This is a genomic window from Roseateles sp. NT4 (genome assembly GCF_051857475.1).
Lineage (GTDB): Bacteria > Pseudomonadota > Gammaproteobacteria > Burkholderiales > Burkholderiaceae_C > Pelomonas.
This window is the reverse complement of the sequence record NZ_JBPZGZ010000001.1, coordinates 1,315,765-1,334,811: the sequence shown is the minus strand read 5'-3', so window position 1 is coordinate 1,334,811 and position 19,047 is coordinate 1,315,765. Positions and strand designations below refer to the sequence as shown.

The 19,047-nt window shown below is 69.5% G+C and carries 17 protein-coding genes; 5 read left to right on the top strand and 12 right to left on the bottom strand.

Going from position 1 to position 19,047, the window contains the following annotated elements; all coding sequences use genetic code 11:
- Positions 1-16: 16 nt before the first annotated feature.
- The 6 genes from ACS5PN_RS06160 to ACS5PN_RS06135 form a co-directional block, all read right to left on the bottom strand.
- Positions 17-2,038, bottom strand: coding sequence for a transglutaminaseTgpA domain-containing protein (locus ACS5PN_RS06160; RefSeq protein WP_439463047.1), 2,022 nt, complete (start codon positions 2,036-2,038; stop codon positions 17-19).
- Entirely contained in the window at positions 2,035-3,018 is a 984-nt protein-coding gene (locus ACS5PN_RS06155; RefSeq protein ID WP_439463046.1) for a DUF58 domain-containing protein, read from the bottom strand. Before ACS5PN_RS06155 ends, ACS5PN_RS06160 begins: the two co-directional genes overlap by 4 nt.
- 37 nt (positions 3,019-3,055) lie before the next feature.
- A complete protein-coding gene (locus ACS5PN_RS06150) occupies positions 3,056-5,008 on the bottom strand; it encodes a sensor histidine kinase (protein WP_439463045.1) in 1,953 nt (650 codons plus the stop codon).
- On the bottom strand, positions 5,005-5,664 hold the full coding sequence (locus tag ACS5PN_RS06145; RefSeq protein WP_439463044.1) for a response regulator: 660 nt from the start codon (positions 5,662-5,664) through the stop codon (positions 5,005-5,007). Before ACS5PN_RS06145 ends, ACS5PN_RS06150 begins: the two co-directional genes overlap by 4 nt.
- Before the next feature lie 35 nt (positions 5,665-5,699).
- A complete protein-coding gene (locus ACS5PN_RS06140; protein ID WP_439463043.1) occupies positions 5,700-7,013 on the bottom strand; it encodes a CapA family protein in 1,314 nt (437 codons plus the stop codon).
- A 136-nt stretch (positions 7,014-7,149) separates the two neighbouring features.
- Complete coding sequence (locus tag ACS5PN_RS06135) at positions 7,150-7,860, bottom strand: hypothetical protein (protein ID WP_439463042.1); 711 nt, start codon at positions 7,858-7,860, stop codon at positions 7,150-7,152.
- Positions 7,861-7,996: 136 nt separating this feature from the next.
- Between ACS5PN_RS06135 and ACS5PN_RS06130 the strand changes: the two genes are divergently transcribed.
- Positions 7,997-9,064 carry an NF038122 family metalloprotease gene (locus tag ACS5PN_RS06130; protein ID WP_439463041.1) on the top strand — a complete coding sequence of 356 codons (1,068 nt, stop codon included), beginning with the start codon at positions 7,997-7,999 and terminating at the stop codon, positions 9,062-9,064.
- A gap of 40 nt (positions 9,065-9,104) precedes the next feature.
- On the opposite strand, the gene ACS5PN_RS06125 is transcribed toward ACS5PN_RS06130, so the two are convergent.
- The gene (locus ACS5PN_RS06125) at positions 9,105-10,040 is read right to left on the bottom strand and encodes an AAA family ATPase (protein ID WP_439463040.1); all 936 of its coding nucleotides are present in this window, start codon (positions 10,038-10,040) and stop codon (positions 9,105-9,107) included.
- A gap of 30 nt (positions 10,041-10,070) precedes the next feature.
- On the opposite strand from ACS5PN_RS06125, the gene ACS5PN_RS06120 reads away from it, so the two are divergent.
- From ACS5PN_RS06120 to ACS5PN_RS06110, 3 genes are all read left to right on the top strand, one after another.
- The gene (locus tag ACS5PN_RS06120) at positions 10,071-11,006 is read left to right on the top strand and encodes a histone deacetylase family protein (RefSeq protein ID WP_439463039.1); all 936 of its coding nucleotides are present in this window, start codon (positions 10,071-10,073) and stop codon (positions 11,004-11,006) included.
- A 57-nt stretch (positions 11,007-11,063) separates the two neighbouring features.
- The gene (locus ACS5PN_RS06115) at positions 11,064-12,347 is read left to right on the top strand and encodes a mechanosensitive ion channel family protein (protein WP_439463038.1); all 1,284 of its coding nucleotides are present in this window, start codon (positions 11,064-11,066) and stop codon (positions 12,345-12,347) included.
- Between the two features lie 87 nt (positions 12,348-12,434).
- On the top strand, positions 12,435-13,472 hold the full coding sequence (locus ACS5PN_RS06110; RefSeq protein WP_439463037.1) for a PEP-CTERM sorting domain-containing protein: 1,038 nt from the start codon (positions 12,435-12,437) through the stop codon (positions 13,470-13,472).
- Here the strand turns inward: ACS5PN_RS06110 and ahr are convergent.
- The 3 genes from ahr to ACS5PN_RS06095 are packed head-to-tail and all read right to left on the bottom strand — an operon-like array spanning position 13,439 to position 15,787.
- Positions 13,439-14,455, bottom strand: a complete 1,017-nt coding sequence (gene ahr, locus ACS5PN_RS06105) for an NADPH-dependent aldehyde reductase Ahr (RefSeq protein ID WP_439463036.1) — start codon at positions 14,453-14,455, stop codon at positions 13,439-13,441. The genes ACS5PN_RS06110 and ahr overlap by 34 nt on opposite strands.
- Positions 14,456-14,466: 11 nt before the next feature.
- Positions 14,467-15,321, bottom strand: a complete 855-nt coding sequence (locus ACS5PN_RS06100; protein WP_439463035.1) for an alpha/beta hydrolase family esterase — start codon at positions 15,319-15,321, stop codon at positions 14,467-14,469.
- Positions 15,322-15,325: 4 nt separating this feature from the next.
- Entirely contained in the window at positions 15,326-15,787 is a 462-nt protein-coding gene (locus tag ACS5PN_RS06095; RefSeq protein WP_439463034.1) for a GNAT family N-acetyltransferase, read from the bottom strand.
- Positions 15,788-15,870: 83 nt separating this feature from the next.
- On the opposite strand from ACS5PN_RS06095, the gene ACS5PN_RS06090 reads away from it, so the two are divergent.
- Positions 15,871-16,155, top strand: a complete 285-nt coding sequence (locus ACS5PN_RS06090; RefSeq protein ID WP_439463033.1) for a hypothetical protein — start codon at positions 15,871-15,873, stop codon at positions 16,153-16,155.
- 61 nt (positions 16,156-16,216) lie between these two features.
- Here the strand turns inward: ACS5PN_RS06090 and ACS5PN_RS06085 are convergent, their stop codons facing one another.
- Together ACS5PN_RS06085 and ACS5PN_RS06080 are read right to left on the bottom strand one after the other, a co-directional pair.
- Positions 16,217-17,350, bottom strand: a complete 1,134-nt coding sequence (locus ACS5PN_RS06085; RefSeq protein ID WP_439463032.1) for a branched-chain amino acid ABC transporter substrate-binding protein — start codon at positions 17,348-17,350, stop codon at positions 16,217-16,219.
- A 153-nt stretch (positions 17,351-17,503) separates the two neighbouring features.
- Complete coding sequence (locus ACS5PN_RS06080; RefSeq protein WP_439463031.1) at positions 17,504-19,045, bottom strand: fumarate hydratase; 1,542 nt, start codon at positions 19,043-19,045, stop codon at positions 17,504-17,506.
- Between the last annotated feature and the right edge of the window lie 2 nt (positions 19,046-19,047).

Here is a 19,047-nt window from a genome sequence, read left to right as displayed (position 1 = left end):
GGAGTTTCCTCGACGCTCAAGCCCTCAGCATGCGTGCCGCCTGTCGAAATTCACCCCAGGCCGGCATGGGTGCATCAGGCGCATAGCGGGAACGCTCCAGCTTCTCCAGCCATTGCGCGGCCGGCTCGGCCTTCTGACCGTGTTGCAGCCGCAGGGCACGGGCCCAGGCGGCCGGGCTTTCGTGGGCCGGGATGGCGACGCCGGCGCGGGCCAGCTGGGCGGCGATGCGGGCGCGCTGGCGGCTCCAGGCGTCGTGGGGCCGGCTGCTCCAGCGTATCCAGGCGGCGCCGGCCACGGCCAGCACGAGGATGACGCCGGCCAGGACCTGGCCCAGGCCGGTCCAGTCGGCGCGCTCGAAACCCATCTTCTTGAGCAGGTCGAACTGGTTGTCGCGCGAGTAGTTCAGCACCAGCTGCTGCCAGCGGTTGTTGATGGTTTCCCAGCCATTGCGCATGGCCCGCCACAGCGTCGGGTTGAACTGGCCGATGACGCCGGGCTGGGGGCGCAGGGCCAGGCCCTGGATGACGCGGTTGGGCGCGACGGCGGCCGTCGGGTCGCTGCGCACCCAGCCGCGGCCTTCGACCCAGAACTCGGCCCAGGCATGGGCATTGGCATTGCGCACCACGTAGTAGCCGTCCTGGGGCTCGGCGTCCCAGCCCTGGAAGCCGGTCACGATGCGGGCCGGCACGCCCATGGAACGCATGACGACGACGAAGGCCGACGCGAAGTGCTCGCAGAAGCCCAGGCGGCGGTCCAGCCAGAACTCGTCGATGACATGGGGCGAATCCTCGCCATAGCGGCCCGGCGACAGGGTGTAGAGGAAGTCGTTGTTGCGGATGTGGTCGAGCACGGCGGACGCCAGGCTTTCCGCACGAGCCCCCGTTGCGAGGTTGGCAAAGCGCGGCTGGGCGGCCAGCTCGGCGGCCCAGGCCCGCGTGCGCGGGTTCTGGCCTGCCGGAAGGTCCAGATCGGCCGCCAGGTGCAGGCGGATGCGCCGTTCGCCGGCCCGCCAGGCCATGTGGGCGCTGGTCTCGAACCTCAGTCTTTCGGTGATGGGCCGCGGCGACACCCACTGCAGCTCGGGCCCGCGGGTGACGATCAGGTCGGTCAGCGACAGCTGGTTGCCGACGGCGCCGGAGCTCATCTCCAGCAGCGGCAGCACCGAGATGCGCAGCGGCTCCAGCGTCATCTCGTAGCGCAGCGCGGGGCCGGTGGTGCTCAGGTCGTCGCGGCCGCGCAGCCAGCTCTGGCTGGGCCGGGCATCGGGGGCGCGCCAGGTCTTGCCGTCAAAGCGGGTCAGCACCGGACCGCGGAAATAGCGCTGGTCGGGCGGCGGCAGCGGACCGTCGAACTTCAGCCGCATCGCCACGCTGTCGTCGTTGGCGATCTCGTTCATGGCGCCGAACTCGAGCTGGTTGGACAGGCCGGTGCGGCCGATGGCCTCCGTCGGCACGCCCCACAGCGGCGCGATGCGCGGGAACAGCACGAAGAGCAGCACCATGACGGGCAGGCCGAGTGCCGTCGTGCTGGCGGCGCGGCGGGCAGCGATGGCAATGCTGGGCACGCCGGTGGGCATCTGGGCCAGCACGACGGCCGCCAGCAGCCCCCACAGCGACGCCAGCGACCAGATCGCCATCAGCAGCGACTGCGAATACAGGAACTGCGTCAGCACCAGGAAGAAGCCGAGGAAGAAGACGACGAAGGCGTCGCGGCGCGCGCGCAGCTCCAGCGTCTTCAGGGCCATCAGCATGACGAGCAGGGTGATGCCCGCCTCGCGGCCGATCAGAGTGCGGAAGGTCAGCCAGGTCAGGCCGCCATAGATGGCGATGACGGCGAGCAGCCACCAGCGGCTGGGCAGGGGGCGCTGTCTCCAGGCGAGCAGGCCGCGCCAGGCCAGCACGACCGTCGTCAATGCGCTGCTCCACCAGGGCAGGTGGTCGGCATGCGGTGCGATGACGGCCGTGATGACGGCCAGCAGGAAGAGGCTGTCGCGCGTGTCGCGCGGCAGGCGGGCCCAGGCGGTGGTCAGGCGGTTCATGCGCCGAATCCCGCGAGGGCTTCCAGGCAGGCGCGGGCGTGGGCCGCACCGAGGGACGGCGCGAGCTCGCGGCCGGCCAGGCGCAGGCCGTAGGGCTGGCCCAGGCGCTCGGCGGCCAGCACCCAGGCGGCCAGGCGGGACAGCCGCGCCTCGACGTCGCGGCCGTGGGTGTCGCGCCAATCCAGCCACAGGTCCTGGGCCAGCGGCGCTTCGGTCTCGCGCACCCACAGCGGCAGGCCCTGGTCCAGGGCCAGGGCGGACTTGCGCCACAGGATCTGCTTCATGGAGTCGCCGCGGCGGTAGCTGCGCACGCCGGAGAAGTCGGTGCCGCTGGCGGACTGGCGCGTGGATGCCGCGTCGGCGGCACCCGCCTCGGCCTGGGCGGGGAAGGGCGCCAGCACGTCCTCGGGCCGTGGGTAGACCCAGACCTTGCTGGACGGCCGCCAGTAGCTCCAGGCGCGGAAGAAGCCCAGCGGGAAGCGTGTCGTGATGACCAGGCGGGGGATTTCGCGCAGACCGCGCTTGTCAGCCGGCAGGCGCAGCTTCAGCACGGCATGGCCCAGGGCCGGCACGTCGACCCAGGCCGGCTCGGTGGCGCCGCTGTCGAGCTGGGCGCTGACGGCGATGCCGAAGCGGTCGCTGCCGGGGTTGTGCAGGCGCAGCTCCAGCGCGTACTCGTCGCCGGCATGCACGCCCTCAGGCGCCTTCAGGTCCATCTGCAGGCCGCGCAGATTGGCGTGGGTGGTGTGCATGGACGCCAGGCCCGCCCCGGTCAGCGCGAAGGTCAGCGCATAGCCCAGGCTCAGCTGCTCGTTGATGCTGGCCAGCAGCAGCACGCCGAGCGTGCCGCAGAAGGCGACGCCGGCCAGCGTTGGCACGATGTAGACATTGCGCTGCGTGGTCTGGTGGGTGTCGGCCACCGGCTGGCGGCCTTGCCACCAGGCTTGCCAGCGGCTGCGAAGGGCAGGGAGAAGTGCCATGGGCGCAAGAATACGTGGGCCCGGCCGGGTCTTGCGTTCAGGACGCTCCTGGAGGGATGCGCGGCAGCTCGAGCCGCAGCCCGGTGCCGCTGGCGTCGGACGCCAGCGTCAGGCGGGCATGCAATGCGGCGGCGCGTGCCTGCATGTTGGCGATGCCGCGTCCCGCAGGCGCATCGCCGCCGAAACCCTTGCCGTTGTCGATCACCGCCAGCGTCAGCAGTTCCGCCGTCGCCCGCACCTCGACACTGACAGCGTTGGCACCGGCATGCTTGACCACATTGGTGAGGGCCTCCTGCAGCAGGCGGAGCAGCTGCAGCGTGGCATGCGCCGAGATCCAGGCCGTCGGCTCCGCGACATCGACCTGCCACGACGGCTGCACGCCCGCCTCGCACAGCAGCGGCCGCCAGCGGTACAGGAAATCGGCCAGTGCGCTTTCCAGGCCGGCATCCTGAGCCGCCGAGGCGTCCAGCGACAGCCGCATGTCGGCGATGCAGGCGCGCAGCGATTGCGACAGCTCGCGGGTCTGCACGGCGCCCCTTTCGACGCGGGACAGCAGGATGAAGAGCTTGGAGCCCAGGCCGTCGTGCAGGTCGCGCATGATGCGGCGCCTTTCCTGTGCGGCTGCGCGCTCCTGCTGCATCACAGCCATCTGGCCGTAGCTGTCCGCCAGCTCCGCCTCACGGGCCGCGACGCGGTCCTCGAGCGTGTGGTTCAGGATCTGTATGGCGGTCAGGGCATCGATGAAGCGTTGCGTGAGCAGGCCGCCCATCACCACCAGCAGCAGATTGGCGGCGTGGTGCAGCAGGAAGAAGCGCTGTTGCGTCCACTCGGGCAGCCAGCGCGACAGCGGCAGCGCGCCGTAGCTCATCATGTAGTCGTGCACACCGGCACAGGCGGCCAGCGCGAGCGCGATCAACAGCAGGGCGGCCGTCTTCTCGCGTCGGACGACCGCCGCCCACGCGGTGGCGGCCACGGCGCCCAGGCCCACGGCGATCAGGCCACCGCCCCAGAAGTAGCCGACCGCGACGTCGGCGCCCGGCCCCCGGACCAGCAGCCAAAGCGGCCCCAGCAGGGCGTAGGCGACCAGCGCGCGGTCGAGCCACTGCCGGTTCAGGCCGGCAAAGCGCAGCGCGAACAGGGCCATCACGACGACGAAGCCGCCGGTGGCGGCGTGATAGCTGATGCGCCACCATTGCCACTCCTGCTGCGGGATGACCTCGAGGACGAAGGTCAGGGTGCGCACCGCCCACAACAGGGCGGCCACGCCGAACAGGCCGTACAGCACCTCGCTGCGGCGCCGCCACCAGATGAAGAGCACGAAGCAGGGCACGAGGATGCCGACGGCCACGGTGATCTGCGGCATGGTGCGGACCCAGAACAGGCGCCGGTCGTAGACGGGCATCAGCAGGCGCAGCGGAGCGACCTCGAGCCGGGGCATGCGCAGGATGGACGCCGCGGCCGCGGGCGGCAGGCGCAGCAGCAGCTCGTTGCCCGTCGGCCTGAGCAGGCCGGCCGGCAGCGCCACCAGGAAAGGCCGCTCCCAGCGCACATGCAGCTCGGGCCGCGACGACAGCACGCTGCCGATCGGGGTCCCGTTCAGCCACAGGGAACCGCCGTTGTACAGAAAAGGCAGGTAGGCGGCCCAGGGCTCGGCGTCGGACACGCTGGCGTCGAATTCGACCCGGTACCAGGAAGCGGCGCCGGTCGCCCCCCGCTCCAGCAGACGGTAGTGCGGCAGGTCCACGCGCGCCCAGCCGTCGCGGCCGGGAGGTGGCGTGGCGGCCTCGGACACGGCGTGCGAGACCTGCAAAGCTGCAATGACCGAAGCGGGCGCTGCATCGCCGCCGGGCGAGGGCAAGAGCAGCAGCACCGGCAGCCCGCCCAGGGCGATCAGCACCAGGGGCAGCAGCCAGAAGGATGTCGGCAGGGCCGCCAGCAGGGTCCGCACCGGCATGCCGGCGCGCAGCCAGGCCAGCCGCAGCGTGCTCATTTCAGCAACCCGAGCTGGCTGGCTTCATAGACCGCCTCGCCACGCGAATGCACGGCCAGCTTGCGGTAGATGTTCTTGACGTGGGCCACGACGGTATGGGGCGAGATGCTCAGCACCTGGCCGATCGCGTCGAAGCTCAGGCCCTTGGCCACCATGCGCAGGATCTCGGTCTCGCGTTCCGACAGCGGCGACGGCTCGGCCGGCACCTCGGGCGGCGCGCCGGCCCTGCCCGTGCCGATGCGGAATGACGCCAGCACGCGTCGCGCGATGCTGGGGCTGATGGGCGAGCCGCCGGCCAGCAGCTCGTGGATGGCCGTGATGATGCGCTCCGCGCTGGCGTCCTTCAGCAGATAGCCGGTCGCGCCGGCCTCGATGCAGGGCAGCACATGCTGGTCGTCTTCGAACATGGTGACCACCAGCACCTCGCACTGCGGGCGCCGCCGCGCCGCGTGGCGGATGACTTCCACGCCGTCCATGTCCGGCAGGCCCAGGTCGAGCAGCATCACGTCGGGTGCCGTGGCGTCGAGCAGCGCCAGCGCGTCAGCGCCGGTCGCGGCGGTGCCGAGCAATGCGAACGATCCGGTCGCGCTGACGGCTTCCGAGAAGCGCAGCAGGAATTCGGGTTCGTCCTCGACGATCATCACCTGGGTCACCATGGCCGATTCTTGATCGCTTTCCCAGTTCGGCCCCGCTAGGGGCGAGGTGAATGCTGCCGCGACAGGTTGGCGGCAACCTGCAGCGGATGAGGCCGGCCGGCGGCGTCGATGCGAACGGGCTGCAGATGCCAGTCCCTGACGCCGGCCGCGGTGACCGTCATCCACAGGATGGAGCCGGTGTTGTTGTCGTCGTCGCTGAAGCCGTCGAAGACGAAGTTGCCCAGGCTGTAGACGACCGGCCGGCCGTCGATGATCTCGCTGTCCTGGCGGACGTGCGGATGGGTGCCGACCACTGCGTCCGCGCCGGCACGGATCATCAGTCGGGCGAGGGCGCGCTGGCGAGCATGGGCGGTTTCGCTGTGCTCCTGGCCCCAATGCATGAAGGGAATGACGACGTCGGCCTGGGCCCGCGCCGCGCGGATGTCCGCGACGATCTGCTCCTCGTCCGCCCAGGCGATGCCGGGGCTGTCCGGGCCGGCCTCGAAGCGGCGCGGAAACATCTCGTTGTAGCCCAGCAGCGCAATGCGCAGGCCCTGGCGTTCGATGATGGCGGGCCGGTGCGCGGACCGCAGGTCGCTGCCGCCGCCGAAATAGGGCAGGCCGGCCTGCTGCAGCCGGCCCAGCATCTGGGCGAAGGCCTGGGGCCCGAAGTCGCCGGAGTGGTTGTTGGCCAGCGAGACGGCATCGACATGGCGGCGCAGCACGTCCAGCACGCGGGGATGGGCGCGAAAGGTCCAGGGTTTGACGGCGCGGGTGCCGCCCGTGGCGATGACGCATTCCAGGTTGGCGATGCGCAGGTCGGCATCCCTGACGGTGGCCATGACGGCCGCGAAGGGATCCTGGCCGCGTGCGATGACCCGCCCCGGCCCGTCGGCCAGCATGACGTCGCCCATCCAGGCGAGCCGGACGGCGCGCGGGGCCGTGTTCTCCTCAGCAAAAGGCGGCGATGGCGTGCTGCGGCGCGCGCTGGCGCCGGTCGCGTCGACCCGGTCCCAGCCCTCGGGCCCCGCACCCCGTCGCACCAGCGCGCAACCCCAGGCCAGCTCGCGGCCGAGGGCCGGCGAATAGGCGCGCTGCCATCCCGACAGGTTGGGCCGCCAGGGCATGTCATTGCCCAGCGCGTCCTGGCCGGCCGCGGGCCATCGGCTTTGCGACAGCACCACCGGGCGCCCGGCGACCTCCCGGTCCAGCACCGTGACGACGACCTGGGCGACGCGGTCCGCACCCGCCGTGCCGCTCAAGGCCAGGATGCGCACCTCGAAGCCGTCGCCCACCTGGACGCTCGCTGGCGCCAGCGCATCGGTGCCCGGCGCCACGCGCAAGGTCGACGTGGCTTCGCCGGTGCGCATGCCGCACAGCAGCTCGGTCGGCTCGGATGCCTGTGCGAAGGCCGGCCCGGCCGCCAGGCAGGCCAGCGTGGCCAGGCTGATCCATGAAATGAGGGAGGCGATGGGGCGCTCACGTGCAGTTGTTGGGGCGCCGGGTCTAGCCCTGGTGCAGCAGTGCAAAGCCGACGCCTGACAGGGCCACACCGGTTCCCGCCACCAGCGGCACCAGGATGCCGGCCAGGCCTATCCACGTCGCGGCCTGCGGCTTGCGCAGCGTGGCGATGTCGTAGGTGATGGCCACGGCCACCGACAGCAGCATGCCCGCGCCCGCAAAGGCGGGCGCCAGGATCAGACCCGACTTGCCGAAGACGGGCCAGAACGCAAAGCGGGCAAAGGCCGGCCCGATGATGGCGATGGAGGCGAACAGCATCAGGCGCCGGTGCGCGGCGAGTTCGCGGCGCTTCACCACCGCCAGGGCCACCAGCACGACAAAGGACAGCAGGCTCATGTAGTTGCCCCAGATGAACATGTTCTCCGGGTCCTGGGCCGAGGCGATCTGCAGGGCCAGCGCCGTGTTCACCCAGAAGCCGCTCGCGACGACGCCGACGACCAGCGGCAAGGCCAGCCACGCCGTGCGGGCGTGCCAGGACCTGCGCCGCGTCAGCGCCGACCAGCCCTGCAGCACGGTCAGCATGAACCACGCCGTGAGCACCGCGCCGTGCAGCGCCAGCAGCGGGGGCAGGGTGGACGTCGCGAACAGCGGCCGCAGAAAGAAGCTGCGCCCGAAGCCGATGAGGACGATGGCCAGCAGCAGGCTGTGCGCCCAGAAGAAGAGCTTGTTTTCGCGCTGCACTGTGGGGGTGGTCATCGGCCTCGTGTCCTGGTGGCTGGGGGCGGATTCTGTTGCCTGGACCGGTCGATTCGAATACCGCCTCCGCGGTATTGCGCCGGGCGGCGCCTGCCGCCGAGGATCGCGCCCCGACGTCCACCACCGCAGGTCTTCCATGCCATCAGCCACCCGCTTAGCCTTCGCCTGCCTGGCCCTCGCCGCTGCGGGTGCTGCCCAGGCCCTGACCATCAACTACACGTTTCTGCCGGGCACCACCGAGCAGGCGCAGCAGGCCATCCGGCTGGCAGGCGCGCAATGGACGTCGGTCATCACGACGGATGTCACGGTCAACCTCAACTTCGAGTCGGGCCTGCGCCTGAGCAACGGCCTGCTGGGCACCACCCGGGCGCTGAAGATCGACCTCTACTACGACGACTTCCGCAATCGCCTGGCCCAGGTCAGCAGCAGCGCCGCCGATGCCGTTGCCGTGGCTCATCTGCCGACCACAAAGCAGCTCGCCTTCGACAGGCTGATCAACCTCACCGCCGACAACCCCGCCGGAGTCGGCTCGGCAACGCCCTATATCGACCATGGCAGCACGACCGTGGAGCTGAGTGCCGCCAATGCGCGCGCCATCGGCCTGCAGTTCCAGGGCAACGAGTCGCCGGGCTGCGCCGCCGCCTGCGACGCGCGCATCGACATCAGCACCCGCTATCTCTACGACTACGACCCGTCGGACGGCATCACGCCGGGTACCTATGACTTCGTGGGCATCGTCACGCATGAAATCGGGCATGCGCTGGGCTTCTTCAGCGGCGTCGATTTTCTGGACGCGGCCGCCTCGCCGCGGTTGGCGGGCCAATTCAACAGGGTCAATGCCCTGGACCTGTTCCGCTACTCCAGCCTCAGCGCGGCCTCGCACGTCATCGACTTCACGGCCGACGACCGGGCCAAATATTTCTCCATCGATGGCGGCGTCACGATGGGAACGGCTTTCGCAGAAGGCGAGTACCACGGCGACGGCGCTCAGGCCGGCCACTGGAAGGACGGCAGTGCCGGCGTGATGCAGCCCTATCTCGCGCCGGGAGTGGCCGGCCCGCGCATCTCGGCGGCCGACCTGCTGGCCATGGATGCCATCGGCTGGTCGGTGTCGCCGGTCCCCGAACCCACGACGTCGGCACTGCTGCTCGGCGGCCTGGCGGGCCTGGCCTGGCGCCGAAAGAGGACTTCACAAGCGCAGTGATGCCGTGTCGGCACCCCTGGCATCGGCCATCGGCCGCATGTCAGGGCAAGGGAATGGCTTCGATCATGGCCCGCACCTGCTCACGCGCGCCACGGCCGGCGCCGGCGCGGGGTTGCACGCGGTGGGCGATGGTCTGGGGCAGGATGGCCTGGACGTCGTCCGGCGACACATAGTCGCGGCCCTGCAGCAGGGCACGGGCCCGGGAGGCGCGCAGCACGGCCAGGCCCGCGCGCGGCGACAGGCCCTCGACAAACCACTGTCCGGAGCGCGTCGCGGCGATCAGGGCCTGCAGATAGTCCAGCAGCGGCGGGGCGGCGTGGATGGCCTTCACGGCGGCCTGGGCCTCGATCAGCTCGGGCGGGGTCATGACGGGCTTCAGCGCCTTCAGCAACTCGCGGCTGTCTTCGCCCATCAGCAGCTCGCGCTCGGCGGCGGCGTCGGGGTAGCCCAGGGAGATGCACATCAGGAAGCGGTCCAGCTGAGATTCCGGCAGCGGGAAGGTGCCGAGCTGCTCGCTGGGGTTTTGCGTGGCGATGACGAAGAAGGGCTCGGGCAGGGGGTGGCTGACGCCCTCGATGCTGACCTGGTGCTCTTCCATGGCCTCGAGCAGGGCGCTCTGGGTCTTGGGGCCGGCGCGGTTGATCTCGTCGGCCAGCAACACCTGGGCGAACACCGGGCCGGGGTGGAAGGCGAAACCGTTCTTCTCGCGCTCATAGACGCTGACGCCCAGCAAGTCGCTGGGCAGCAGGTCGGCCGTGAACTGCAGGCGCGAGAACTTCAGGCCCAGGGAAATGGCCAGGGCGTGGGCCAGCGTCGTCTTGCCGACGCCGGGCAGGTCCTCGATCAGCAGGTGGCCGCCGGCGATCAGGCAGGCCAGGGAATCGGCGATCTGAGCGGGTTTGCCCTTGATGACCGTGCTAATCTGGTTTTGCAGGGACTGCAGTTGCCCTGCCAGGGTTCGTGATGGCGTCGTCATGGGCCAGACCATAGCAAGAGACAACGGTAGATGCCCACCGCGTATTTCAATCCCCCCGAGTGCCGCCGCCACGACATGGGCGACGGCCATCCCGAATGCCCGGAGCGGCTGGCCGCCATCGACGACTGGCTGATCGCGTCGGGCTTGGGCCAGGCGCTGGACTACGTCGACACCCGCCCGGTGGACCTGAAAGACGTCGAGCTGGCCCACACCCACGGCTATGTGGCCGAGATCGGCGCCCTGCTGCGCGACTGCGCCGACAAGGGAGAACGCTGCGCCGTCGACCCCGACACCTCGGCCAACGCCCACACTTGGGCAGCCGCCCTGCATGCCGCCGGTGCCGCGGTGCAAGCCACCGACCTCGTCATCGACGGCCGGGCCGACAATGCCTTCTGCTCGGTGCGCCCGCCCGGCCACCATGCCACGCGCGACCAGAGCATGGGCTTCTGCTTCTTCAACAACGTCGCCATCGCGGCCCGGCATGCGCTGGACGTCAAGGGGCTGAAGCGCGTGGCCATCGTCGATTTCGACGTTCACCACGGCAACGGCACCGAGGACATCATTGCCGGCGACGAGCGTGTGCTGATGGTCAGCCTGTTCCAGCACCCGCTCTATCCCTACAGCGGCGCCGTGCCCAAGGGCACCAACATGGTCAATGTGCCGCTGCCGGCCTACACGCGTGGCGGCGAGGTGCGCGAGATCGTCGAAGCCATGTGGCTGCCGGCCCTGGAGCGCTTCAAGCCGCAGATGATCTTCATCTCGGCCGGCTTCGATGCCCACCGTGCCGACGAACTCGGGCAGCTCGGGCTGGTCGAGGCTGACTATGAATGGCTGACCCTGAAAATCAAGGCCGTGGCCGAGCGCCATGCCCAGGGCCGCATCGTCTCGGTCCTCGAGGGTGGCTATAACCTTCATGCCTTGTCGCGCAGCGTGGGCGTCCATCTGCGTGTGCTGGCCGACCTTTGATCCCTTTCTCTGACCCTCGCCCGGTGACCACACAGGGCGGGGCCTGACATGAACTCGATGCACCAACCTCTCAGCCTGGCCGAACTCCAGGCCCTGCTTGCCCGTGTCTTCAGCGCTGATGCCCTGGCCGAATGGGCCTTGCTGCTGGGCTGCCTGGCCCTGGCCGGCCTGCTGAGCTGGGCGCTGTCACGCGCCATTGCCAAGCGCGAGAACAGCGTGCTGTTCGGCGACGGCGTCATCGATGGCGCTCTCTTCCCCTTGCTCGCCCTCGGCCTGGCCTTCGGCGCGCGGCGCCTGCTGCCCTTGTACGGCGCAACGCCGGCCCTGTTCAAGCTGGCCCTGCCGGTGCTGGTGTCGCTGGCCGCCATCCGCCTCATCGCCCGCGTGCTGCGCGCCGCCTGGCCCAATTCGCCCGCCTTCAAGGCGCTGGAGAAGCTGGGCTCCTGGCTGGTGTGGATAGGCGCGGTGCTGTGGATCACCGGGCTGTGGCCGGTGCTGATGGACGAGCTGGACGACATCGGCTGGAAGTTCGGCACCGTCAAGCTGACCTTGCGCAATCTCATCGAGGGCGGGTTGACGGCAACCCTGGTGCTGGTCGTCGCGCTGTGGATCTCGTCGGCCATCGAGGCCCAGCTGCTGCGTCGCGAGTCGCTGGACCTGTCCATGCGCAAGATTGCCTCCAACGCGATCCGCTCCCTCCTGCTCTTCATCGGCCTGCTGTTCGCGCTGTCGGCGGCGGGCATCGACCTGACGGCCCTGGGCGTGCTGGGCGGGGCGCTGGGCGTGGGCCTGGGCTTTGGCCTGCAGAAGCTGGCGGCCAACTATGTGAGCGGCTTCGTCATCCTGGCCGAGCGCAGCTTGCGCATTGGCGACATGGTCAAGGTCGACGGCTTCGAGGGCCGGGTGACCGACATCAAGACACGCTACACGGTGATCCGGTCGCTGGGCGGCAAGGAAGCCATCGTGCCCAACGAGATCCTGATCACGCAGCGGGTCGAGAACTCCTCCCTGGCCGACCCGCGCGTGCTGCTGTCGACCACCGTGCAGGTGGACTACGACTGCGATGTCGATGCCGTCATGAAGGCGCTGTCGGCCGCCGTCGTCGAGGTGCCGCGCGTGCTCAGCGACCCGGGGCCGTCGGTGCAGCTGAGCCGCTTCGCCGACAGCGGCATCGAGCTCAGCGTCTATTTCTGGATCATGGATCCCGAGAACGGCAGCGGCGGGGTCAGGTCCGAAGTCAACCTGGCCGTGCTGCGCACGCTGCGCGGCCTGGGTGTGGATATTCCCTATCCGCAGCAGGTGCAGCGCCAGCCCAAGGGCGTCCCGGGCGTGGAGGCCTGACAGCCAGGGTTTCCCCTTCGCATGAATCGGGGGTGACCCGCGGCGCCAGCTCGGGACAATCGCAGCAGTTCCAGCCAGGAGAACTGCATGCGCTTCGCCCCGACCCTTTTCTGCCTCGCCCTTGCCGCCGCCGCGACCGGCGCGAGCGCGGTGCCGACCGCCATCTCCAACGCTGCCTTTGCCGCCACCTATGTGCGCGACTGCCGCAGCCCCGCCGCCCAGACCGCCGGCAGCACGACGCCCGACCGCTGCGAAGCCGCGCTGGACGCCTCGGGCCAGCCCATCTTCCGGCCCATCATCGAGCAGAACTCGCAGATGACCATCGGCGGCACGTCGGCTGCGACATCCGCCACCAACCCCATCGGTGCCCACGGCGGCCAGGTAACCCGTTCGTCCATCGACGCCTCGGGCGCCGCTGGTGTCCTCATTCTCAAGCAGGGCGCCTTCGCGGGTGACTACGCCCGCGTGTCGGGCCATTCGGTGGGCCTGCAGAGCTTCCAGTACACCGGCACCACGCCCGAAGTGCGCAGCGTGCACAACGTGCTGGACTTCTCATCCAACGTCACGCCCACCGCCATCCTCGACTTGCCGGGCGACGCCGATCTCGGCACCACCAACGCCTCGGTCTATGCCAAGACGCGGGTGACGGTGTTCTCGCTGCTGACCTCCAGCTTCGATTTCGACAACGACCCCACGCTGGGCTTCGACCCCCAAGCCAGCGGCTTCTGGAGCCAGGCGTCCGGCCGCGCCGACTTCCGCCTCGAAGGTCAGGTGGACAACACCGGCATCACCGCCTCGGGCACGGCGACCGACATCGACTTCACCGTCGAGGCCGGCCGCTACTACTTCGTCGAAAGCTACCTCGGCCTGTGGGCGCGCTTCGGCGGCGAGCTCGACGCCACCCACACCTTCACCAGCACCCTGGGCGAGAAGGACGCAAGCGGCGCCTTCGTCGCCGACGCCAGCGATTTCACGGCCGCGGCCGCGCTGGATGCGCCCATCGTCATCAACGCCGGCAACGTGCCGGAACCCGCTACGCTGGCGCTGTCGGGCCTGGCCTTCGCGGCCCTGCTGGGCCAGCGCCGCCGCGCTCAGCGGAAGTCGGCGTCCAGCACGACCCGGTAACGCGCCTTGCCCGAGCGCAGGTGATCGAGGGCGTCGTTGACGCGGCTCATCGCGAAGCGCTCGACCTGCGGCAGGATCTGGTGCCGGGCCGAGAAGTCCAGCATGGTCTTCAGCACCGAAGGCGGCGGCGTGGGCGAAGCCGACAGGCTTTTCTGCCAGCTCAGCAAGCCGCCGCTCTTCAGCGCCATGGCGTCGGTGACGACGCCCACCAGGTGCATGCGGCCCTTGGGGGCCAGCGTGGCCAGCAGCGCGTCCCAGTTCAAGGCGGCGCCGACGGTGATCAGCAAAAAGTCCAGGCTGCCGGCGGCGGCCTTCAGTTCGGCCTTGTCGACGCTAGACAGGGTCTTGTGCGCGCCCAGGGCCAGGGCCTCGTCGCGCTTGGAAGCTGAGGACGTGAAGGCCGTGACCTCGCAGCCCCAGGCCCGCGCGAACTTGACGGCCAGGTGACCCAGGCCGCCGATACCGACCACGCCGACGCGATCGGTCGGCTTGATGGCGTGCAGCACAAAGGGCAGGAAGACGGTGCCGCCGCCGCACATCAGCGGGCCGGCCGCGGCCGGGTCCAGCGCATCGGGCAGGGGTACGGCCCAGCTCCAATGGGCGCGCAGCCGGTCGGCAAAGCCGCCGTGGCGGCCGATCAGCGTCGGCTGGCGCTTGCCGCACAGATGCTGCTCGCCGCCCAGGCAGAAATTGCAATGCGTGCAGCTGCTGCTGTGCCAGCCCACGCCGACGCGCTGGCCGATCTGGCGGCCCTTGGCATGGGCGCCCAGGGCCGTGATGCGGCCGACCACCTCATGGCCGGGCACGACCGGATAGGCGGCCGGGAACCACTCGCTGTCGATCATGGCCAGGTCGGAGTGGCAGATGCCGCAGTGCTCGACGGTGATCTCGACGTCTTCGTCGCCCAGCGGGCCGGGGTCGAAATCGAAGGGCTGCAGGGCGCCGCCGGGGGCGAGGGCGGCGTAGGCGCGGATGTTGGGCATGCGGGTCTCCTTTATTGCAGCGGATGGGCCTTGAAGAACTGCCAGATGACGGTGCTCGCATCGACCTCGGCACGCGGCCAGATGTGGCCCATGCCATCGATGCGCAGCAGCCTGACTTCGGCGGAGGTGGTGCAGCCAGCGTAGCGCAGCGTCTGCAGCGCGCCGGGCTGCTTGTCCTGCACCAGCTTCTGCTGACAGCGGTTGTGCGAGGCCCAACCCGCCAGGGCCTCGGGCACGCTCTCCACCCATTCGGCGCCGCGGTCGCCGTGGCCTTCGTAGGGGTTGGTGAAGTCGGCCAGGCCGTGGATGGTCAGCACGGGCACGGCGCGGCCCGCGCAGGGGCCAAACCAGCGCAGCCCACCGACCGGCGCGATGGCCGCGATGCGATCGTTCAGCCGGCAGCCCAGCAGCGAGGACATGCGGCCGCCGCCCGAGAAGCCGGTGGCGTAGATGCGCGCCGGGTCGATGCAGCTGCGAGCGGCAATGTCGTCGATGACGTCGGTCACGTATTGCACGTCGTCGGCGCGCGGGGTGTAGACCGGCACGTTCCAGCGCGAGTCCTCGGCCTGCAGCGTGGCGACGGCAAAGCCCTCGCGCGCCGCCAGGGCCTCGAAGCCGGTCTCCCTGGCGCGGCCGTTGGCGTTGCCGCCCGTGCCGTGCAGATCGAACACCAGCGGCAGCCGGGCCTGGCCGGCTGCGTTGGCGGGCACGAAGAGGCGGTAGACGCGCTTGCGGCCGCCGGAGGTCAGCTCGCGCATCTCGCCATTGACGGGCGTCAGCGAGCATGTCGCCGGCGTTGCCTGCGCGAGGGCCAGCGCGGGCAGGGCACCAAACAGCAGGGCGGCGATGCAGGACAGCAGGCGCATGGAGTCAGACCACGTCGCGCGCATAGACAATGAAGCCCACATGGTGGGCGACCTTGTCGTAGAGGGTGCGGCCGGCGGCGTTGGTGGTGTGGGTCTGCCAGTAGACGCGCTTGATGCCGGCCTCGCGGGCGGCGGCGTAGACGGCCTCGATCAGGGCTCGGCCGACCCCTTTGCCACGCGCCTCGGGCGTCGTGAACAGGTCCTGCAGATAGCAGGTCAGCTCGATGCGCGTCGTGCTGCGGTGGTAGAGGTAGTGGACGAGGCCGAGCAGCCGGCCTGTTTCATCCTCGGCGACCTGGGCATGAACCGGTTCGGCGGAGTCGAAGAAGCGCGCCCAGGTGGTCTCGGTGATCTCGGCGGGCAGGGCGGTGGGGCCTGCGCGGTCATAGAAGGCGTTGTAGCCGTCCCAGAGGGGTTGCCAGGCGGCGCGGTCGGTGGGTTGAATGGGGCGAATGGAGATCGTCATCGTGAAGGATTGTGGAGGCGATGCATACATTGGCTTCACTTTTTGCCATCAGCATGCCATCACCGATTCACCAAGGACTCCCCATGAAAACCAGCCTCGTCTTCAGTCTGCTGCTGGCCGCGGCAGCCGCCCAGGCCCAGCCCCAGGGTGGCCCGCCGCCCGGCGGCGAGCACCGCGGTCCGCCGCCCGAAGCCCTGGCCGCCTGCAAGACGGCCAAGGCCGGCGCGGACTGCAGCTTCACGCACGACAGCCGCACGGTCAACGGCAGCTGCTGGGCGCCCGAGGGCCGGCCTTTGGCGTGTCGCCCCAAGGACATGCCGCCGCCTCCGCCCCAGGGCGCTTCCGCGCCGCCGCCGCCGAAGCGTTGACGATCAGCTGGCCCGCGGCGATGCGCTGCTTACGCTCGGCGGGGCCGGTGTCCGTGCGATGTCACCACTCCGAAGCGCGCATCACCGGATGCCATTCGCTGCGATCAATGGTGTAGACGCTGATGCTGCCGAAGCGCTGCTCGCCGCCTTCGTTGAAGCGCAGGCTGTTGGTGACGGGGCCGTGCAGGTCCAGCGACTTCAATGCAGCGAGCACCTTGGCGGGGTCGGCGCTGGCGGCGCGCTTGACGGCCTCGCTGATGGAGAAGACGGCGTCGTAGGCGTAGTGCGCGCCGTAGGCGATGGCCTGCTTGTTTTCCGCGGTGAAGCGTTCGACGAAGGGCTTGCCGGAGTCGAATTCGCTGGCCCCGACGATGGGCGACGTGGCCACGACGCGGCGCAGCGGCACGGGCTTCTTGGGCAGCAGGTCGGTCTTGATGGTGTCGCCGCCCATCAATTGCGCGTCCTGCAGGCCGGCCGCGGCCATCTGTTTCATCAGCGCCTCGACCTGGAAGTCCGCCAGCGTGGTGATGACGCAATCGATCTTGGCGGCCGCCATCTTGGCCGCGTCCGCGGTGAAGTCGGTGGTCTTGTCGTCACGCGTGATGCGCAGGGCCACGGCCTTGCCCAAGGTCTTCATGTGGGCGGTCACGCCGTCGAGCAGGCCCTTGCCGTAGGGAGTGGCGTCGTCGATGAGCGCGAAGGTCGTCGCCCCCATGGAGCCTGCCGCATAGCCCGCCATGGCCTTGGCCTGCACGTCGTCGTTGGCGACCAGCCGCAGCGTGGTGGGCAGCCCGAGTTGCGTGTACCTGGGATTGGTGGAGATGGCCAGCTGCGGGATATGGGCGGCGCCATAGATGGGCGCGGCCTCGATGCTGACGCCCGAATTCAGGTGGCCGATGACGGCGACGACGCCCGCACCGACCAGTTGCTGCGCCACCGCCTTGCCCGTGGCCGCGTCCGACTTGTCGTCGCCGGACACCAGCTCGAACTTGACGGGCTTGCCGTCGACCAGGAAGTTGGACGCGTTCAAGTCCTTCACCGCCATCTGCGCGCCGGTCAGCATGTCCTTGCCGAGGCGGTCCAGCGGGCCGCTGAGCGGCTGGGCCACGCCGATCTTGATGGTGTCGGGCATGCGCGAGCAGGCGCCGACGAAGGGGGTGATGGCCGTGGCGATCAGCAGGGAGCGACGTTGCATGGGCGAAGGGATTCCTTTGGATGCGGGCATGCTAGCAAGCGATGCCCGCGCAGGAGCCCCTGATCGTCAGCGCGTCGCCACAGTGCAGGCGGTCAAAAACGATGAAAGCGCCGCCATGCCGGTGGGCCGTGAAGACCTACCGGCTGCGGGACGTCAGGCCGTCGCGACCGGGATGTTGACGGCCTTGCCGGAAGCGATGCGCTGCTTCCATTCGGCCGGGCCGGTGATGTGGGCGCTGGTGCCGCTGGCGTCCACGGCCACGGTGACGGGCATGTCCACGACGTCGAATTCGTAGATGGCTTCCATGCCCATGTCCTCGAAGCCCAGGACCTTGGCGCCCTTGATGGCCTTGCTGACCAGGTAAGCCGAGCCACCCACCGCCATCAGGTAGGCGCTCTTGTGCTGCTTGATCGATTCGATGGCGACGGGGCCGCGCTCGGCCTTGCCGATCATGGCGATGAGGCCGGTCTTGGCCAGCATCATGTCGGTGAACTTGTCCATGCGCGTGGCCGTCGTCGGGCCGGCGGGGCCGACCACTTCATCGCGCACCGGATCCACCGGGCCGACGTAGTAGATGACGCGATTGGTGAAGTCCACCGGCAGCTTCTCACCCTTGGCCAGCATGTCCTGGATGCGCTTGTGGGCGGCGTCGCGGCCGGTCAGCATCTTGCCGTTCAGCAGCAGGGTCTCGCCCGGCTTCCAGCTCGCCACCTCGGCCGGCGTCAGCGTGTTGAGGTCGACGCGCTTGCTCTTGTTGTAGTCGGGCGCCCAGTTCACGTCCGGCCACAGGTCCAGGCTCGGTGCCTCCAGATAGCTCGGGCCGCTGCCGTCCAGCACGAAGTGGGCGTGGCGGGTGGCCGCGCAGTTCGGGATCATGGCGATGGGCTTGCTGGCAGCATGCGTCGGGAAGGTCTTGATCTTCACGTCCAGCACGGTCGTCAGGCCGCCCAGGCCTTGCGCGCCGATGCCCAGGGCGTTGACCTTCTGGTACAGCTCGATGCGCATTTCCTCGAGCTTGTTCTGCGGGCCGCGCTGCAGCAGCTCGTACATGTCGATGTCTTCCATCAGCGACTGCTTGGCCAGCAGGGCGGCCTTCTCGGCCGTGCCGCCGACGCCGATGCCCAGCATGCCCGGCGGGCACCAGCCGGCGCCCATGGTCGGCACGGTCTTCAGCACCCAGTCGACGATGTCGTCACTGGGGTTGAGCATGTAGACCTTGCTCTTGTTCTCGCTGCCGCCGCCCTTGGCCGCGACGATGACGTCGACCGTGTTGCCGGGCACCAGCTCCATCTGCACGACGGCGGGCGTGTTGTCCCGGGTGTTCTTGCGCGCAAAGATGGGGTCGTCCAGCACCGAGGCGCGCAGCTTGTTGTCGGGGTTCAGATAGCCCTGGCGCACGCCTTCGTTGACGGCGTCCTCGATGCTGCCGCTGAAGCCTTCCCAGCGCACGTCCATGCCGATCTTCAGGAAGACGTTGACGATGCCGGTGTCCTGGCAGATGGGCCGCTTGCCTTCAGCGCACATGCGGCTGTTGGTCAGGATCTGGGCGATGGCGTCCTTGGCGGCAGGGCTCTGCTCGCTTTCGTAGGCGCGGGCCAGGTGGGCGATGTAGTCGGCCGGGTGGTAGTAGCTGATGTACTGCAGGGCGGCGGCGACGCTGTCGATCAGGTCTTGCTGGCGGATCGTGGTGCTCATGA

Coding starts and splice junctions, on each gene's coding strand:
- ACS5PN_RS06160 (WP_439463047.1), bottom strand. CDS start 2,038: ATGAACCGCCTGACCACCGCCTGGGCCCGCCTGCCGCGCGACACGCGC.
- ACS5PN_RS06155 (WP_439463046.1), bottom strand. CDS start 3,018: ATGGCACTTCTCCCTGCCCTTCGCAGCCGCTGGCAAGCCTGGTGGCAA.
- ACS5PN_RS06150 (WP_439463045.1), bottom strand. CDS start 5,008: ATGAGCACGCTGCGGCTGGCCTGGCTGCGCGCCGGCATGCCGGTGCGG.
- ACS5PN_RS06145 (WP_439463044.1), bottom strand. CDS start 5,664: ATGGTGACCCAGGTGATGATCGTCGAGGACGAACCCGAATTCCTGCTG.
- ACS5PN_RS06140 (WP_439463043.1), bottom strand. CDS start 7,013: ATGCGCACCGGCGAAGCCACGTCGACCTTGCGCGTGGCGCCGGGCACC.
- ACS5PN_RS06135 (WP_439463042.1), bottom strand. CDS start 7,860: ATGACCACCCCCACAGTGCAGCGCGAAAACAAGCTCTTCTTCTGGGCG.
- ACS5PN_RS06130 (WP_439463041.1), top strand. CDS start 7,997: ATGCCATCAGCCACCCGCTTAGCCTTCGCCTGCCTGGCCCTCGCCGCT.
- ACS5PN_RS06125 (WP_439463040.1), bottom strand. CDS start 10,040: ATGACGACGCCATCACGAACCCTGGCAGGGCAACTGCAGTCCCTGCAA.
- ACS5PN_RS06120 (WP_439463039.1), top strand. CDS start 10,071: ATGCCCACCGCGTATTTCAATCCCCCCGAGTGCCGCCGCCACGACATG.
- ACS5PN_RS06115 (WP_439463038.1), top strand. CDS start 11,064: ATGCACCAACCTCTCAGCCTGGCCGAACTCCAGGCCCTGCTTGCCCGT.
- ACS5PN_RS06110 (WP_439463037.1), top strand. CDS start 12,435: ATGCGCTTCGCCCCGACCCTTTTCTGCCTCGCCCTTGCCGCCGCCGCG.
- ahr (WP_439463036.1), bottom strand. CDS start 14,455: ATGCCCAACATCCGCGCCTACGCCGCCCTCGCCCCCGGCGGCGCCCTG.
- ACS5PN_RS06100 (WP_439463035.1), bottom strand. CDS start 15,321: ATGCGCCTGCTGTCCTGCATCGCCGCCCTGCTGTTTGGTGCCCTGCCC.
- ACS5PN_RS06095 (WP_439463034.1), bottom strand. CDS start 15,787: ATGACGATCTCCATTCGCCCCATTCAACCCACCGACCGCGCCGCCTGG.
- ACS5PN_RS06090 (WP_439463033.1), top strand. CDS start 15,871: ATGAAAACCAGCCTCGTCTTCAGTCTGCTGCTGGCCGCGGCAGCCGCC.
- ACS5PN_RS06085 (WP_439463032.1), bottom strand. CDS start 17,350: ATGCAACGTCGCTCCCTGCTGATCGCCACGGCCATCACCCCCTTCGTC.
- ACS5PN_RS06080 (WP_439463031.1), bottom strand. CDS start 19,045: ATGAGCACCACGATCCGCCAGCAAGACCTGATCGACAGCGTCGCCGCC.